This is a genomic window from Streptomyces sp. NPDC001980, from assembly GCF_040296885.1.
GTDB lineage: Bacteria > Actinomycetota > Actinomycetes > Streptomycetales > Streptomycetaceae > Streptomyces.
In genome coordinates this window covers 48,397-63,685 of record NZ_JBEOYD010000038.1, presented here as the reverse complement: position 1 = coordinate 63,685, position 15,289 = coordinate 48,397, and the positions used below count along the sequence as shown (strand labels likewise).

The 15,289-nt window shown below is 70.4% G+C and carries 11 protein-coding genes; 4 read left to right on the top strand and 7 right to left on the bottom strand.

Going from position 1 to position 15,289, the window contains the following annotated elements:
• The first annotated feature begins 4 nt into the window (after positions 1-4).
• Positions 5-853, top strand: coding sequence for a formate dehydrogenase accessory sulfurtransferase FdhD (fdhD, locus tag ABT137_RS39655; RefSeq protein ID WP_351716545.1), 849 nt, complete (start codon positions 5-7; stop codon positions 851-853).
• 72 nt (positions 854-925) lie between these two features.
• On the opposite strand, the gene ABT137_RS39650 is transcribed toward fdhD, so the two are convergent.
• Positions 926-1,756 (bottom strand): LysR family transcriptional regulator, encoded by an 831-nt coding sequence (locus ABT137_RS39650; RefSeq protein ID WP_351716543.1) that lies wholly within the window; start codon positions 1,754-1,756, stop codon positions 926-928.
• A gap of 138 nt (positions 1,757-1,894) precedes the next feature.
• On the opposite strand from ABT137_RS39650, the gene ABT137_RS39645 reads away from it, so the two are divergent.
• Positions 1,895-2,614, top strand: a complete 720-nt coding sequence (locus ABT137_RS39645; protein WP_351716541.1) for an SDR family oxidoreductase — start codon at positions 1,895-1,897, stop codon at positions 2,612-2,614.
• Positions 2,615-2,626: 12 nt separating this feature from the next.
• Here the strand turns inward: ABT137_RS39645 and ABT137_RS39640 are convergent, their stop codons facing one another.
• Together ABT137_RS39640 and ABT137_RS39635 are read right to left on the bottom strand one after the other, a co-directional pair.
• On the bottom strand, positions 2,627-3,154 hold the full coding sequence (locus ABT137_RS39640; RefSeq protein WP_351716539.1) for an isochorismatase family protein: 528 nt from the start codon (positions 3,152-3,154) through the stop codon (positions 2,627-2,629).
• A 117-nt stretch (positions 3,155-3,271) separates the two neighbouring features.
• Positions 3,272-4,294, bottom strand: coding sequence for a bile acid:sodium symporter family protein (locus ABT137_RS39635; protein WP_351716613.1), 1,023 nt, complete (start codon positions 4,292-4,294; stop codon positions 3,272-3,274).
• Positions 4,295-4,480: 186 nt separating this feature from the next.
• Here ABT137_RS39635 and ABT137_RS39630 point away from each other — a divergent pair, with 186 nt between their 5' ends.
• Positions 4,481-5,344 (top strand): LysR substrate-binding domain-containing protein, encoded by an 864-nt coding sequence (locus ABT137_RS39630; RefSeq protein WP_351716537.1) that lies wholly within the window; start codon positions 4,481-4,483, stop codon positions 5,342-5,344.
• Positions 5,345-5,431: 87 nt separating this feature from the next.
• On the opposite strand, the gene ABT137_RS39625 is transcribed toward ABT137_RS39630, so the two are convergent.
• Positions 5,432-6,412 carry an Lrp/AsnC family transcriptional regulator gene (locus ABT137_RS39625; RefSeq protein ID WP_351716535.1) on the bottom strand — a complete coding sequence of 327 codons (981 nt, stop codon included), beginning with the start codon at positions 6,410-6,412 and terminating at the stop codon, positions 5,432-5,434.
• A gap of 394 nt (positions 6,413-6,806) precedes the next feature.
• On the opposite strand from ABT137_RS39625, the gene ABT137_RS39620 reads away from it, so the two are divergent.
• On the top strand, positions 6,807-8,633 hold the full coding sequence (locus ABT137_RS39620; protein ID WP_351716532.1) for an AMP-dependent synthetase/ligase: 1,827 nt from the start codon (positions 6,807-6,809) through the stop codon (positions 8,631-8,633).
• Between the two features lie 7 nt (positions 8,634-8,640).
• Here ABT137_RS39620 and ABT137_RS39615 read toward each other — a convergent pair whose 3' ends face one another.
• From ABT137_RS39615 to ABT137_RS39605, 3 genes are read right to left on the bottom strand one after another with little or no spacing between them, the layout of a single operon-like run.
• Positions 8,641-10,671 carry a PQQ-dependent sugar dehydrogenase gene (locus ABT137_RS39615; RefSeq protein ID WP_351716530.1) on the bottom strand — a complete coding sequence of 677 codons (2,031 nt, stop codon included), beginning with the start codon at positions 10,669-10,671 and terminating at the stop codon, positions 8,641-8,643.
• Positions 10,672-10,682: 11 nt separating this feature from the next.
• Entirely contained in the window at positions 10,683-12,026 is a 1,344-nt protein-coding gene (locus tag ABT137_RS39610; protein ID WP_351716528.1) for a glycoside hydrolase family 27 protein, read from the bottom strand.
• Positions 12,023-15,283, bottom strand: coding sequence for a glycosyl hydrolase family 28 protein (locus tag ABT137_RS39605; protein WP_351716526.1), 3,261 nt, complete (start codon positions 15,281-15,283; stop codon positions 12,023-12,025). The genes ABT137_RS39610 and ABT137_RS39605 overlap by 4 nt, the downstream gene beginning before the upstream one ends.
• Between the last annotated feature and the right edge of the window lie 6 nt (positions 15,284-15,289).

The window sequence follows — 15,289 nt, the reverse complement described above, 5'->3', positions numbered from 1 at the left end:
GACCATGGGACGAGTCACGGAACGACGCAAGGTCATCCGCATCCGCGACGGAGCGGTCTCCGCCCGGCCGGACACGCTCGTCGCCGAGGAACCGCTGGAGATCAGACTCAACGGGAAACCCCTCGCCATCACCATGCGCACCCCCGGCGACGACTTCGCGCTGGCGGCCGGGTTCCTGGTGAGCGAGGGGGTGCTGGCGGCCGCCGGCGACCTGCAGAACATCGTGTACTGCGCGGGCGCCACCGTCGACGGCTCCAACACCTACAACGTGGTCGACGTGCGGACCACGCCGGGCGTCAAGCTGCCCGACTTCACCCTGGAGCGGAACGTCTACACGTCCTCGTCCTGCGGGCTGTGCGGCAAGGCGAGCCTCGACGCGGTGCGTACGACGGCCCGCTGGCCGATAGCCGACACTCCCCCGGTCCGGGTGGAGCCCGAGCTGCTCGCGAGCCTCCCCGACCGGCTCCGCGCGTCGCAGCGGGTCTTCGACCGGACCGGGGGGCTGCACGCGGCGGCCCTGTTCACGGAGGACGGTGAGCTGCTGGACATCCGCGAGGACGTGGGCCGGCACAACGCGGTGGACAAGCTGGTCGGCCGGGCCCTGCAGAACGGCGACCTGCCGCTGTCCCGGACGATCCTGCTGGTCTCCGGGCGGGCCTCCTTCGAGCTGGCGCAGAAGGCCGTGATGGCGGGCATCCCGATGCTCGCGGCGGTCTCGGCGCCGTCCTCGCTGGCGGTGGACCTGGCGGCGGAGACCGGGCTGACCCTGGTCGGTTTCCTGCGCGGCAGCAACATGAACGTGTACGCGGGCGAGGACCGTATCGCCCTGCGGGCCGCGGCCGCCCAGGGCTGACCCGGTTCCCCGCGGCACGGCGGCGGGGCCCCGACCGGCGGGGAGCGCCCCCTGCGCCGCAGGGGCCCCGCCTCAGCCGGAACCCGGCGCCCCGACGCGCGCCGCGGCCTCGGCGAACGCGGCGACCAGCGCGGAGCGGCGGCCGGCCGCCCAGGCCAGCAGCACCCGGTCGGGTTCGGCGTCGACGACCGGGACGTAGACGATGTCGGGGCGGGAGTACTGTTCGGCGGCCGAACGCGGCACCATCGTGATGGCGGTGCCGGCGGCCACGCACTCGAACTTCTCTTCGATGGTGCGCAGTGGCAGGTCGCCGGGCCGGGGGTCGTTGTAGCGCAGCCACTGCTCGCCGTCGAGGTCCGAGAGGGAGATCTCCTGCTTCCCGGCGAGCCGGTGCCGGTCCGGGAGCATGGCCACGCGGGGCTCGCTGTACAGGGGCCGCAGTTCGAGCCCCTCCTCGCGGACCGGAAGCCGTACGTAGGCGATGTCGACGGTGCCGTCGAGGATCAGCTGCTCCTGGTCGTCCCACTCGACCCGGCAGGCGCGCACCTCGACGTCCGGGTGGCCCGCGGTGAAGGCCCGCAGCGCCTCGGTGACCACGACACCGGCCCGGAAGCCGACGACGAGGCGCCGCCGGCCCCGTGCGGCCTGCACGACCCGGCGCCGGGTTCCGTCGGCGATGGCCAGCAACTGCCGTGCGTCTTCGAGGAGTTGGCGGCCCGCGTCGGTCAGGGTCACGCCGTGGCTGTCCCGTACGAACAGCTCGGCCCCCAAGTCCTTCTCCAAGGCGCGGATCTGACGGCTCAGCACGGGCTGGGCGATGTGCAGCCGTTCCGCCGCCCGGCCGAAGTGGAGGAGTTCGGCGACCGCCGCGAAGTAGCGGACCTTGCGCAGATCCAGGTCCATGACCGCGGCTCCTTCCCGGGTGGCGATGTCTTCAGGGTATCGCCACCGCCGAAAGAGGTCTTGGACGGCCGATGGAGCGGGACCGCAGGCTGGAGGTGTCCGAACGGGACGGAACACCGGCTTGGAAAGGGATCAGCCATGGGTCTGCAGGGACAGCGTGTCGTCGTCATCGGGGGTACGTCGGGTATCGGGCTCGCGGTCGCCGAGGGCGCGGCACGGGAGGGCGCGCGGGTGCTCGTCGCCTCGCGCCGGCAGGAGAGTGTCGACGCGGCGCTGAAGGTGCTGCCGGAGGGCGCCGAGGGGCAGGTGCTCGACGCCACGGACGAGGACGCGGTGCGCGCCTTCTTCGCACGGATCGGGGCGTACGACCACCTGGTGTACACGGCCGGTGACTCGCTCCTGCTGGAGACAGTGGCCGAGACGGACGTCGCGACGGCCCGGGGCTTCCTGGACACCCGGCTGTGGGGTGCGTACGCGGCGGTGAAGTACGGCGCCGGGTCGGTCCGGCCGGGCGGGTCGGTGGTGCTGACCACGGGAACGGCGGGGCGCCGGCCGCTGCCCGGATCGAGCGTCGCGTCGGCGCTGTGCGGGGCGATGGAGTCGCTGACCCGGGCGCTGGCGGTGGAGCTGGCGCCGCTGCGGGTCAACGTGGTCTCGCCGGGCGTGGTGCGGACCGAGCTGTGGCGGGAGCTGCCGGAGACGGTCCGGGAGGAGCTGTTCCGGTCGTCCGCCGAGTCGCTGCCGGTGGGGCGGATGGGCGAGCCGGCGGATGTGGCGGAGGCGTACCTGTACCTGATGCGTGGGGGGTACAGCACCGGGTCGGTGGTGGTCGTGGACGGCGGCGGGACGCTGGTCTGAGCGACCGGGCGGTCAGGCGGGGCCGAGGCGGACGTCGGCGGCGGTGACGACCGTGCCGAGGCGCGGGAAGTCGAGCCGGACGGACGCCTCGTGCTCGGGGCCGGTGAGGGCGGCCATGGCGTCCTCGACGAAGACCAGGTCGTAGCCGAGGTCGGCGGCGGCGCGGGCGGTGGACTCGACGCCGAGGTTGGTGGCGATGCCGCCGAACACCAGCCGGGTGACGCCGAGCCGGCGCAGCCGGGCGTCGAGTTCCGTGCCCTGGAAGCCGCCGATCGTCCGTTTGACGATCTCCAGGTCCCCTTCCTTCCTGAGTCCGGCGACGAGTCCGCTGCCCGGCGGCTGCTCGGCGAGGGAGGGCCGCTCGACGCGGATCAGCACCACGGGCGCGCCGACGGCGCGGAAGGAGTGGGCCAGTTCCTCGGCGGTGTGCAGGACTTCGGTGCCCTTGCGGGGCTCCAGGGGCAGCGCGACGATGCGGTCCATCAGGTCGACGAGGACGAGGGCCGTGTGCGCCGGATCGAGCGCCAGGGGTGCGGTCATGACGGAACGTTAGCCGTCATGAGCCGTCCGTACCGGAAATCCGGATCAACAGGCCCGTGAACTGGTCGGGTTCGGCAGCCGACGGCGGGGCGTGTGCCGCTGAGCCACGGCCGCGGCTCAGCGGCGGAGCGGCCCGGTGCCGACCGCGGGCCGTGACTCCGCCGCCGGGGCGGCCGGGGGTTCGGCCGCTTCCTGGACCTCGGGGTCGTGGGCGCGGCGCTTGGCGATCACCGCGCACACCATGAGCTGCATCTGGTGGAAGAGCATCAGCGGCAGCACGGCCAGCGAGGCGTGGGCGCCGAAGAGGACGCTGGCCATGGGCAGCCCGGAAGCGAGGGACTTCTTCGACCCGGCGAACTGGATGGCGATGCGGTCCCCGCGCCCGAAGCCGAGCGCCTTGGCGCCGTACCAGGTCAGCAGGAGCATCACGGCGAGCAGGACGGCCTCGACGGCGAGGAGCCCGGCCAGCCGGACCGCGCTGACCTGGTGCCAGATGCCCCGGACCATGCCCTCGCTGAACGCGGTGTAGACGACGAGCAGGATGGAGCCGCGGTCGACGAGGCCGAGGATCCTCTTGTGCCGGGCGATGAAGTCCCCGATCCACCGGCGCAGCAGCTGCCCGGCGACGAACGGCACCAGCAGCTGGAGCACGATCTTCACGATCGAGTCGGCGGAGAAGCCGCCCCCGCTGTTGCCGAGCAGCGCGGCGGCGAGCAACGGGGTGAGGACGATGCCGATCAGCGAGGAGAAGGACCCGGCACAGATCGCGGCGGGCACGTTGCCGCGGGCGATGGAGGTGAAGGCGATCGACGACTGGATGGTGGAGGGCACCAGGGTCAGGAAGAGGAAGCCCTGGTAGAGCGGATGGGTGAGCAGGACCGGCACCAGACCGCGAGCCGCGATGCCGAGCACCGGGAAGATCACGAAGGTGCAGACGAGGACCGTGACGTGAAGCCGCCAGTGCCGCAGCCCGTCGACGGCCTCACGGGTGGACAGGCGGGCGCCGTAGAGGAAGAAGAGGAAGGCGATCGCGGCCGTGGAGGCGCCGGAGGCCACGTCGGCGGCCGTGTCCCGGGCCGGAAGGAGCGCGGCGAGGCATACCGTCCCGAGCAACAGCAGGACGTACGGGTCGATCGGCATCCAACTGGGCCAGCTCAGGCGTTTCACGGTGCTCCACTTGCGGGTCGGTCAGGGTGTCGTGCCGGCGGATACGGCCGGGTCCTCGCCGGGGCCGGAACGGCCCCCTCCATCGTCCTCCTCCGACACTTGATCGGGAATCCCGTATACCACTCTCACTGCCATCGCGTTCCGCGATAACATGTTCGAGTGTATGACCCTTCGCAGCTGCGCACCTTCCTGGCGGTGGCCCAGACGCTCAGCTTCACCCAGGCCGCCCGGCGGCTCGGGCTGCGCCAGTCCACGGTGAGCCAGCATGTGCGCCGTCTGGAGGACGCGGCCGGCCGTCAGTTGTTCTCCCGGGACACGCACTCCGTGGAGCTGACCGAGGACGGCGAGGCGATGCTCGGGTTCGCCCGCCGGATCCTGGAGGTGCACGAGCAGGCGGCGGCCTTCTTCACGGGTACCCGGGTCCGCGGCCGGCTCCGCTTCGGCGCGTCGGAGGACTTCGTCCTCACCCGGCTGCCGGAGATCCTGGAGGGCTTCCGCCACGATCACCCCGAGGTCGACCTCGAACTGACGGTGGAGCTCTCGGGCACCCTGCACGAGCAGCTGGCCGCCGGGAAGCTGGACCTGGTCCTGGCCAAGCGGCGCGCCGAGGACCCGCTGGGCGAGCTGGTCTGGCACGACGACCTGGTGTGGATCGGCGCGGAACGGCTCCGCCTGGACCCCGCCCGCCCGGTCCCGCTGATCGTCTATCCCCCGCCGGGCATCACCCGCGCCCTGGCCCTGGAGGCGCTGGAGCGCCAGGGCCGCGACTGGCGCATCGTCTGCACGAGCGGCAGCCTCAACGGCCTGCTCGCGGCCGCCCAGGCCGGCCTGGGCGTGATGGCCCATTCGAAGGGCCTGATCCCCCCGGGCCTGTTCCGGGTTCCGGACCGGGCCGGTCTGCCGGAACTGGGCAAGGTCGACTTCGTCCTGGTGCACGGCCCGAGACGATCACCGGCACAGACAGCGGCAGATGCCTTGGCGGCAGCAATCCTGACCAGCGGAGCCCGCTTGAGACGCCCCTAGCTGCAGCGCCCCGAAAGGGGCGCGGGCCTGTATTCGATGTGAGGCTGCCGCCGCGTGGGCGCGATCGACCCCCACCGGTCAGCACTCTCAATACGACCCCGCATACGTCAACTGCTTCACCCTCCGCAAAAACGGCATGGCCTCCACGTGCTGCACCCCCTCCAGCCGCCCCACCGGCCCGCTCAGGTACGCGTACAGGTGGGCCGTGTCCCGCAGCACCGCCGTCACCACGACATGCGACGGCCCGGCGGTAGCCGCAGCAAACGCCACCTCGTCATGGGCCGCCAGCGCCTGCCCCACGGAGTGCATCGCGGCCGGCGTGGTGGTGATCCACAACACCGCGGACCTCGAGAATCCCAGCACCTCGGACCGGTACTCCACGTCGATGTACACCGCCCCGGAGCCGATCAGCGCGGCCAGCCGCCGCTTCACCGAGGACTCGGACCGCCCCGTTGCCCGCTGCAATTCCGGATACGTCGCCCGTCCGTCCCGTTCCAGCGCCGCGAGCAGCGGCGCGTCCTCGGACTCCAGCCGCGCGGGCCCATCCGCTTCCGGCGGCGACGGCCGCAGCGCCGCCGCCTGTTCCGCGGACAGCGCCCGGAACTTCCGCACCCACCCGGTCGGTCCCCCGTAGAACCGGTGCAGGAGCTGCTGCGCCCGGATCTCCACCACGCTCGGGGTCCGCGGCAGCTTGCCGAGCAGCAGGTCGTCGTGGTCGCCGGGATGACGCGGCCGGGTCATGCAGGCGATCTCCGTGCCACCGGAGGCCAGCCCGATCCAGGCGGTGTCGGGGCGCTTGGCGAGCGCGTCGGCGATGACGGTGGCGCCGTCGGGCGCACAGCGCAGCCGGAGCATCCACTGGTCCTGTCCGAGCCGCTCGGGGTCCCGGACCGCGACGACCCGCAGCCCGGCCTCGGCGCACAGCCGCCGGTAACGGCGGGCGATCGTCTGGTCGGAGACGCCGAGCACGGCCGCGATCCGGCTGAAGGAGGCGCGGCCGTCGACCTCCAGCGCGCTGAGCAGTTGCACGTCCAACGGATCCAGCGTGTCGGATTCCAGCTCCAGCATGGCCACTCCCGTCGGGTTCCGCCGCATGGCCGGTTCTCATCGCCCCGAACCGTACGCGCGCCGGGACGCACGGAGTGACGAAATCGGCCACCCCGGCGCTGTCTTCGTAGGGGGCTGCGGCACCCCGCCCCTGACCGGCGGGTAACCGGCCGGGGGCCGTAATCGGGTCGTACAGATTCCGTGGAGATTACGGAGCCGGAACTTACTGAACCGTAAGGATTCTGTCCGCCCCTTCCCGATGTGGGCGTATTTTCCAGACGTGAGCGAGGTCATACGAGAGCAATGCTCGTTTTCGCACCCCCTCCCGAACGGTCTGCCGGTGGGGTAGCTTTCACGGCGCTGTGCGGAGTGTCACTACTACCGTCACTGTGGAGCGAGGAGCGGGGAGCGGGGTTTGCGCGAGTTCACCAACCCGCCGTTGGCGTCGGCACCGCCGGTCGGTGGTCTGGCCGACAGCGTGTTCGAGCATGCCCAGACGGACCCGCTGCACGTCGCGCTGGGCCGCAAGGACGAGCTGGGCCAGTGGCGTGATGTGACCGCCGCCGAGTTCCGCGACGAGGTCCTCGCCCTCGCCAAGGGGCTGCTCGCCCGTGGCATCCGGTTCGGCGACCGGGTCGCGATCATGTCCCGCACCCGGTACGAGTGGACGCTGTTCGACTTCGCGCTGTGGACGATCGGCGCCCAGGTGGTGCCGGTCTATCCGACCTCGTCGGCGGAGCAGTGCTTCTGGATGCTGTACGACGCCGAGTGCACGGCGGCGATCGTGGAGCACGAGGACCACGCGATGACGATCGCCACCGTCATCGACCGGCTGCCGCAGCTGCGCCAGCTGTGGCAGCTGGACGAGGGCGCGGTGCAGGAGCTGTACGACGCGGGCGCGCACCTCGAGGACGAGGTGGTGCACCGGCACCGGCAGGCGGTCACGCCCGACTCGGTGGCCACGATCATCTACACCTCGGGCACCACGGGCCGCCCCAAGGGCTGTGTCCTGTCGCACGGGAACTTCATGTACGAGGCGGACACGGTCGTCGCCCGCTGGGAGTCGGTGTTCCGCGCGAAGAAGGGCGAGGAGGTCTCCACCCTGCTCTTCCTGCCGCTCGCGCACGTCTTCGGCCGCATGGTGGAGGTGGCGGCGATCCGGCACGGGGTCCGCTTCGGTCACCAGCCGCAGCTGCACGCGGCCGCGCTCCTGCCCGACCTGGCCGCGTTCCGGCCGACGTTCATCCTGGCCGTGCCGTACATCTTCGAGAAGGTGTTCAACGCGGCGCGGCGCAAGGCGGAGAAGGAGGGCAAGGGCGGGCCGTTCGAGAAGGCGGTCGAGATCGCGGTGAAGTACGCGGACGCCGTCGAGGCGAAGGCGTGGGGCACCGGGCCCGGTCCGTCGGCGTCGCTGCGCATGCAGCACCAGCTCTTCGACAAGCTCGTCTACGGCAAGGTGCGGGCGGCGATGGGCGGCCGGATCCGCAACGCCATGTCCGGCGGCTCGGCGATGGACCGCCGGCTCGGCCTGTTCTTCGCCGGCGCGGGTGTGCAGATCTACGAGGGCTACGGCCTGACCGAGTCGACGGCGGCGGCGACCGCCAACCCGCCCGAGCGCACCCGGTACGGCACGGTCGGCCAGGCCGTCCCGGGCTCCACCGTGCACATCGCGGACGACGGGGAGGTCTGGCTGCACGGCGGCCATGTCTTCCAGGGCTATCTCAACAACCAGAAGGCCACCGACGCCACCCTGCACGACGGCTGGCTGGCCACCGGCGACCTGGGCTCCCTGGACGAGGACGGCTATCTGACGATCACGGGCCGCAAGAAGGAGATCCTGGTGACCTCCGGCGGCAAGAGCGTCTCCCCCGGTGTCCTGGAGGAGCGGGTCCGCGACCATCCGCTGGTCAACCAGTGCATCGTCGTCGGCAACGACCGCCCCTACATCGCCGCCCTGGTCACCCTCGACACCGAGGCGGTGGACCACTGGCTGCAGATGCGCGGCAAGCCCCAGATGTCGGCGGCCCAGCTGGTGCGGGACGCCGACCTGGAGACCGAGGTGCGGCGCGCGGTGGTGGCCGCCAACACCCTGGTCTCGCAGGCCGAGTCGATCCGTACGTTCCGTATCCTCGCCCAGCCGTTCACCGAGGAACACGGGCTGCTGACCCCGTCGTTGAAGCTGAAGCGCAAGGCGATCGAGAACGCCTACGCCAACGAGGTCGACGCGCTCTACCGGGCCTGATACCCCGTCAACTGATGCTGACGCGGAAGATCTTGTCGGATCCGTCCGGTTCGTTGCCGTTGTTGTCGCAGTTGGTGGTGGACAGCCACAGCTGGTCGGCGCCCGGCACCTTGGTCACGGTCCGCAGCCGGCCGTAGGTTCCCACGTAGTACGCCGTCGGGGTGCCCACGCTCTCGGAGTCGCCGTTGATCGGGATGCGCCAGAGCCGTTCGCCGCGCAGCGAGGCCATGTAGACGACGTTGCGGACGATGGCGATGCCGCTCGGGGAGGCCTCGGAGACGTTCCAGGTGGCCTTGGGGTTGGTCATCCCGGCGACCGAGCAGGTGCCCTCGCAGGTCGGCCAGCCGTAGTTGGCGCCCGGCTTGATCAGGTTGAGCTCGTCCTTGGAGCTGTTGCCGAACTCGGCTTCCCAGAGCCGCCCGTTGCGGTCGAAGGCGAGGCCCTGCGGGTTGCGGTGGCCGAGGCTGTAGACGTAGTTGCCGAAGGGGTTGCCGGGGGCCGGCTTGCCGTCGGTCGTCATCCGCAGGATCTTGCCGTTGAGGGAGTTCTTGTCCTGCGCCAGGTCCGGTGTCTGGGCCTCCCCTGTCGAGACGTAGAGGTAGCCGTCGGGGCCGAAGAGGAGCCGGCCGCCGTTGTGGTAGCGGTTCTTCTTGATGCCCTGGAGCAGGATCTTGTAGTCGCCGAGCGTGCTGCCGTCGTAGGTCATGCGCACGACCCGGTTGCCCTCGTCGGCGGTGTGCATGAAGTAGACGTAGTGGTTCGTCTCCCACTTGGGGTCGACGGCGACGCCGAGCAGGCCGCCCTCGCCGTTGGTGGTGACGGCGTTCGGGACGGTCCCGACCTGGGTCCGGGTGCCGTCCTTGGTCACCTTCCAGACCCGGAAGTCGTCCCGCTCGGTGACCAGCGCGGTCTTGCCGTCGGGCATCCAGTAGGTGCCCCAGGGGATGGTCCAGCCGCTGGAGAGCGTGGCGATGGAGGAGGGGACCCCACCGTCGGTGGCGCAGGCCTTGGTGGTGAAGGTGACGGCGTTGCTCGGCGGGGAGACGTTCCCGGCCGCGTCCCTGGCGACGACGTCCAGGGTGTACGGGCTGTCGCAGGCGAGGCCGGTGAGGGTGGTGGTCGTACCGCTCGTGACCGTCTTGTAGACGGTGGTCCCGCTGCGGATGTCGTACGCGGTCACCGCCCGGTCGTCGGTGGACGCGCCCCAGGAGAGGTCGGCGGTGTTCGCGGTGATGCCGGTCGCGGACAGGGTGCCGGGGGCGGTGGGCGGGGTGCTGTCGCTGCTCGGCTCGGTCGTGCAGTCGACGACGGGACTGGCCGGCGAGGTGTTGCCGGCCGCGTCGCGGGCGATGACGGTGAGGTCGTAGGTGGTGTTCGGGGCGAGCCCGGTGAGGGTTTTCGAGGTCGAACTCCCGGACGCCTCACCGATCTTGTTGCCGTGCTCGTAGAGGTCGTACGCCGTCACGCCCACGTTGTCGGTGGCGGCGCCCCAGGCGAGGGTGAGCGCGTCCTCGCCGATGCCGGAGCAGGACGGCTGGCCGGGGCGGGTCGGGGCCTGGGTGTCGGCCGCCGTGCCGATGCTGATCCGGTCCAGGTTGGGGCCGCCGTTCGCGGTGGTGGCGGTGGCGCGGATCTTGTTGCTGCCCGCGGTCAGCGGGACGTTCACCGTCTTGGTCGCCCAGGTGTTCCAGTCGGCGGTGGCCGGGAAGGAGACGCCGGAGGCGACGACGGTGCCGCCCACGGAGATGTCCAGCGGCCGGTCGGTGTCGGTGCCGTTGGCGAAGCGCAGGGTGAGCGCGGCGGTGCCGGCGCCGGCGGCGCTCACCGTGAACTCCACGTACGAGCCCTTGATGTTGGTGTAGTCGACGAAACCGGTGCCGGTGTACCCGGTGTGGTTGGTGGCGACGGTGCCCTGGGAGATCGTCGCGTCCTCGGCCTGGTAGTCGGTGGCCGCCCGCGCGGTCCCCGGCAGCAGGGTGACCAGCGGGAGGGCGAGGGCCAGCGGCAGGGCGCGGGCCAGCAGGGTTCTGGGTGTCATGACGGTCCTCCTCAGCCGAGCGGCCGGACGCGGATCAGCCGGGTCTCGCCCGGACGCAGGGTCGCGCTGTAGGTGGTGGCGACGGTGCCCTTGTGGGAGCCGGACCACAGGTCGGTGACGTCCCCGGAGCCGGTGAAGCCGACCTGGGACCAGTCCACGCTCACCGTGGAACTGCCGGAGGTGCCGGTGTTGAAGAGGGCCACGACGTACTGGCCGTCGCTCTCCTTCTTGCTCCAGACCTGCCTGACGCCGCTGTTCACGATCCGTTTCGCGGCCACCCCGTCCTGGTCGACGCCGATGAGCCGGTCGTTGCTGAGCATGGCCTTGTCGACCGTGTCGAGGTGAGTGAGGTCGGTGCCGAGGAGCAGCGGGGCGGCGGCCATCGCCCAGAGGGTGAAGTGGGAGCGCCGCTGGTCGGCGGTGAGGCCCACCTGGTCGCCGTTGCCGATCTCCAGCGAGTCCAGGTCGTTCCAGCCGCCGGGTCCTGCGTACTGCTGCCAGCTCGCCGCCGTGTTGAAGCGGGCGGAGACGTGCGACCAGTCGGTGAGCGGGTAACCGCTGCCGTTGTCGCCGGGCCCGCAGTAGCACTCGACGTCGCCCTGGGTGCGCCAGCTGTTGGCCAGGGACCGCCAGGTCGGGGCGTCGGCGATCGCGAGGTTGTTGGAGAGCGCGAAGGTGATGGGGCGGCCGCTGACGCGCAGGGCCTTGGACCAGGCCTGGACGTCGGGGATGTCCTGGCTGCCCACCCCGTCGATCTTCAGGTAGTCGACTCCCCAGGAGGCGAACTGCTTCGCCCAGGAGTTCACGAACTCCTGCGCGCCCGGCTTGGAGTAGTCGATGTAGTACATGTTCTTGCAGTTGTAGTTCTTCTCGGTCTTCGAGGTGTCCGCGATGTCCTGCGCGTGGTACGAGGTGCCCTCGATCGGGGTGTTCTTGGTGACGGCGTTCTTGGCGATGCCGGGCGTGACGTAGAAGCCGAACTTCAGGCCCTTGGCATGGACGTAGTCCGCGAGGGCCTTGATGCCGTCGGGGAACTTGGCGGTGTCGACGGCCCAGCGGCCGTAGGAGTCGACGGTGAAGCCGTTCGCGTCGCACTTCTGCCAGAAGTCGTCGAGGTTGACCTGGACGAAGCCGTGGTCCTTCAGGCCGCTCGCGGCGAGCGCGTCGGCCTGGGCCTCGATCTTGGCCTGGGTGGGCCACCGGCGCACATAGCTCCAGCTGCTCCAGCCCATCGCGGGCCGCACCGCCTGGCCGTTGTCGGAGGCGGGGGCCGGGTGGCCGGGGCGCAGGAGCGGCACCGCTGCCGCGACCAGCAGCGCGGCGGCCGCCACGGTGAGGTTTCTGGTCCTGGTCACGGGCGTCCTCCGGTGACGGGTGTCGCGTAGGCGGTGCCGATCCACGCCTCGTCGATCCTCAGTCGCTGGTAGCGGGTGGTGTCGGTGGCGGCGGCCCAGGTGGAGTCCACCTCCAGGCGGACGTAACGGGCCGCGGTGGCGGTGAGGTCGATGCCCTGGATGCCGCGCCGGCTGGGCAGCTGCCCGGACTTGACCGCGCTCCCCCAGGTGGTGCCGTCGTTGCTGACGTACACCTTGTAGTCCTTGATCCGCGCCGACTGCTCGGTGTCCGACCGGGCGTAGGCGACCGAGTCCTCGCGCTGGTTGAGGCCGAGGTACTGCACCTTCTTCGCCGAGCCGAGGTCGAAGGTGAGGTTCACGGGGAGCGTCTTGTTGTTGTCCCAGTAGGTGAGGTAGTCGCCGTCCCCGGCGGCCGAGCCGGCGTGGCCGCTCGCCGCCGCGCTCGCGGTCACCTTGACGCCGGAGAGGATGCCCTGGCGGCCGGCGGTGGTGACCTTGAAGACGGTGTCGTACGGGTCCCAGTCGCCGAGCCCGGTCAGGGTCAGCACGCCGCCGGACTGCGACCAGGAGACCGCCTTGCCGGTACGGAGGTTCGTCACGGAGGCGATGCGGTAGCCGTTGTCGCGGATGCGCAGGGTGCTGGTCGACGGCGGGGTCAGGACGTGGACGTACTGGCGGTCCGGGTCGTCCTTGGCGATCGTCGTCACGCCGTGGGCGCCGTCGTTCCAGAAGCCGGGTTTGAGGCCGCCGTACAGGTAGCCGCCGCCCTCGGTGCCGTGCAGGGACTCCCAGATGGGGTCGAGGTAGGAGTTCGCGAAGGTGTTGAAGGCGGCCTGGTTCGCCGGGAACTTGCCGTTGACCTGGGCGGTTTCGGCCATCAGGGCCTTCACCGAGGAGCCCGCGTTGGTGACGAGGCGGCCGAGGGTGAGCATCCGGTCGACGGACGGGTCGGAGCCGTCGTACCACCACGCGCCGGTCGAGGGCAGCTTGAAGTCGGCCTCGGTCAGGCGCGGTTGGGCGGTGTAGACGGCCTGCGGGTAGTCGTAGGCCGGTGTCATCCCCGTCTTCTGCTCATTGCTGATCATGTCCATGATCGGCGTGTCCTCGTTGTTGTTGCTGAGCGTGTAGTTCGGGCGCTTCTCGTAGATCTGCCGGTAGAGGTCGTGGCTCTCCCAGTACGCGTTGTCGTTGTCGATCCAGAAGCCGCCGAGGTCGGGGTAGCGGTCCATCACCTCGAAGAAGTTGTCGTAACTGAACTGCCCGAAGCCGTCGTTGGTGGTCAGGTCGATGTTCTTGCCCTTGTAGGCGGAGTAGGCAGCGGAGTCGAGCCACTCGTGGCCGCCCTCGTCGTGCCACTGGGGGTCGTTGGTCATGTAGAGGATGACCTTCATGCCCTTGGCCTCGGCCGCGGTGATCAGCTCGCCGAGGAAGTCCCGGCGGGTGGAGCAGGAGCCGGGGATCTTCGACGGCCAGGGGCGAGCGTAGCCGAGGCGGCTGTGGAAGGTGGCGAGGACCAGGTACTGGGTGTGCAGCTTCTGTGCCTCCTTCACCCAGTAGTCCGGGGTCCAGCCGCCGTTCGTGACGTCGTTCTCCCAGGCGGTGCAACTGGTGTGGGCGGGCGCGGTGCGCTCGCCCCAGTGCAGGAAGAGCCCGCCGACGGAGTTGCGGAGGAAGTCCTGGCGGGGGTTCTCCAGGTCGAGGGGCCGCGTCGCCGCACCGCAGTCCTGGCCGCCGGAGACGCGCAGCGCACCGCCGGAGCTGGTGTGACTGTCCGTCAGGCAGGCGCCCGTGACGTCCTGGAGGCCGACGTCGTACGGGGAGTCGCTGCCCTTCTGGGCGGTGAAGCGGGTGAGGCGCAGGTCCCTTGCAGCGTTGGCGATGACCGCAGGACGGCCGTCGTTCGCGGCGAACTTCACGCTGCTGTCCGTGAACTGGACGTGGTCGGCGTTGTGCAGGTACCAGCCGTAGGCCGGGCGGGTGCCGATGGCCTTGGGGTTGTAGTCGTTCGGGTCGTTGCTCGGCACCCCGGTGGACATGGTGCCGTTGCCGCCGGGGACCGTGATGTCGACGTTGGTGAAGGTCACTCCGCTGATGCGGTGACCGCTCTCGCCCCACAGGGTCGGGCTGAAGGAGGGGCTGTTGCCGGTGGCGGTGATGTTGTCGTACGTGACATCGCTGATCGATCCGACACCGGGGCTGTTGCCGCATCGCTTTCGCGTGCCGATCCTCTCCATGATCGGCGAGTGGACGTTCGTCATCGTGATGTCGCGGTAGTGGACGTCGGAGATCTTCGCGCCGTCCATGGAGACCATGCCGAGGCCGGACTTGTCGGCGCCCTCGATGCGGATGTTCTCGAACTGGTAGTCCGAGAAGTCGCCGCAGGTCTCGGAGCCGAACATCAGGGCGTTGCAGCACTTGGCCGACAGATACGAACCGCTCACCCGGACATGGCCGTTGGCGAGCTTGGCGCCGAGAGCGTAGTCGCTCTTGAAGACCAGGGCGTCGTCGTTGGCCTCGATGTGGGCGTTGGTGATCGTGGCGTTCGTGGTCGAGATGACGTTCCAGCCGTCGCGGTCGCCCGCGGTGTCGATGGTCAGGTGGTCGGACGTCACGTCGTTGCAGCCGTTGATCAGAGCCGCGAAGTGGCCGCCGCGGCGGAGGGTGAGGCCGTCGCCGATCCGGAGGCCGTCGCACCTGGTCAACGAGATGATCTTGTCGGCCTCGCCGGTCTTCGGGTTGCCGGTGATCAGGTTGCCCGCGCCGTCGATGACGCCCTGGCCGACGAAGCCGATGTCGGTCAGCCTGTCGCCGTAGATCATCGCGTCGTGGAAGTGGCTGTGACCGTAGTCCTGGTAGGCGTCGTAGGCGTTGGACTCGGCCTTGTCGTAGGTGTCCGCGCTGGAGCCCTGGAGGGTGGCGCCCCTGTCGAGCTGGAGCGTCACATGGCTCTTCATGTGGATGGTGTTCTTGGACTTGTAGGTGCCGGCGGTGAAGCGGACGGTGCCGCCGCCCGCCGCGTTCGCGGCCGTGACGGCCTTGTCGATGGCCGGGCTGTCGTTGCTGGAGCCGTCGCCCTTGGCGCCGTAGTCACGGACGTCGTAGACGGCGCCGGCGCGTGGCGCGGCGGTCCGCGGCGCGGCGAGGGCCGCGGGGTGGGAGAGGCCGAGGACGACGGCGAGGACGAAGAGGACGATCGCGGCAGCACTGTGCCGTGGCATCGAGGCAGGACTGCGCCGTGGAACGGTGGGGGGTTTCATGGTGAT

Coding starts and splice junctions, on each gene's coding strand:
- ABT137_RS39625 (WP_351716535.1), bottom strand. CDS start 6,412: ATGCTGGAGCTGGAATCCGACACGCTGGATCCGTTGGACGTGCAACTG.
- ABT137_RS39605 (WP_351716526.1), bottom strand. CDS start 15,283: ATGAAACCCCCCACCGTTCCACGGCGCAGTCCTGCCTCGATGCCACGG.
- ABT137_RS39615 (WP_351716530.1), bottom strand. CDS start 10,671: ATGACACCCAGAACCCTGCTGGCCCGCGCCCTGCCGCTGGCCCTCGCC.
- ABT137_RS39650 (WP_351716543.1), bottom strand. CDS start 1,756: ATGGACCTGGATCTGCGCAAGGTCCGCTACTTCGCGGCGGTCGCCGAA.
- ABT137_RS39635 (WP_351716613.1), bottom strand. CDS start 4,294: ATGCCGATCGACCCGTACGTCCTGCTGTTGCTCGGGACGGTATGCCTC.
- fdhD (WP_351716545.1), top strand. CDS start 5: ATGGGACGAGTCACGGAACGACGCAAGGTCATCCGCATCCGCGACGGA.
- ABT137_RS39645 (WP_351716541.1), top strand. CDS start 1,895: ATGGGTCTGCAGGGACAGCGTGTCGTCGTCATCGGGGGTACGTCGGGT.
- ABT137_RS39640 (WP_351716539.1), bottom strand. CDS start 3,154: ATGACCGCACCCCTGGCGCTCGATCCGGCGCACACGGCCCTCGTCCTC.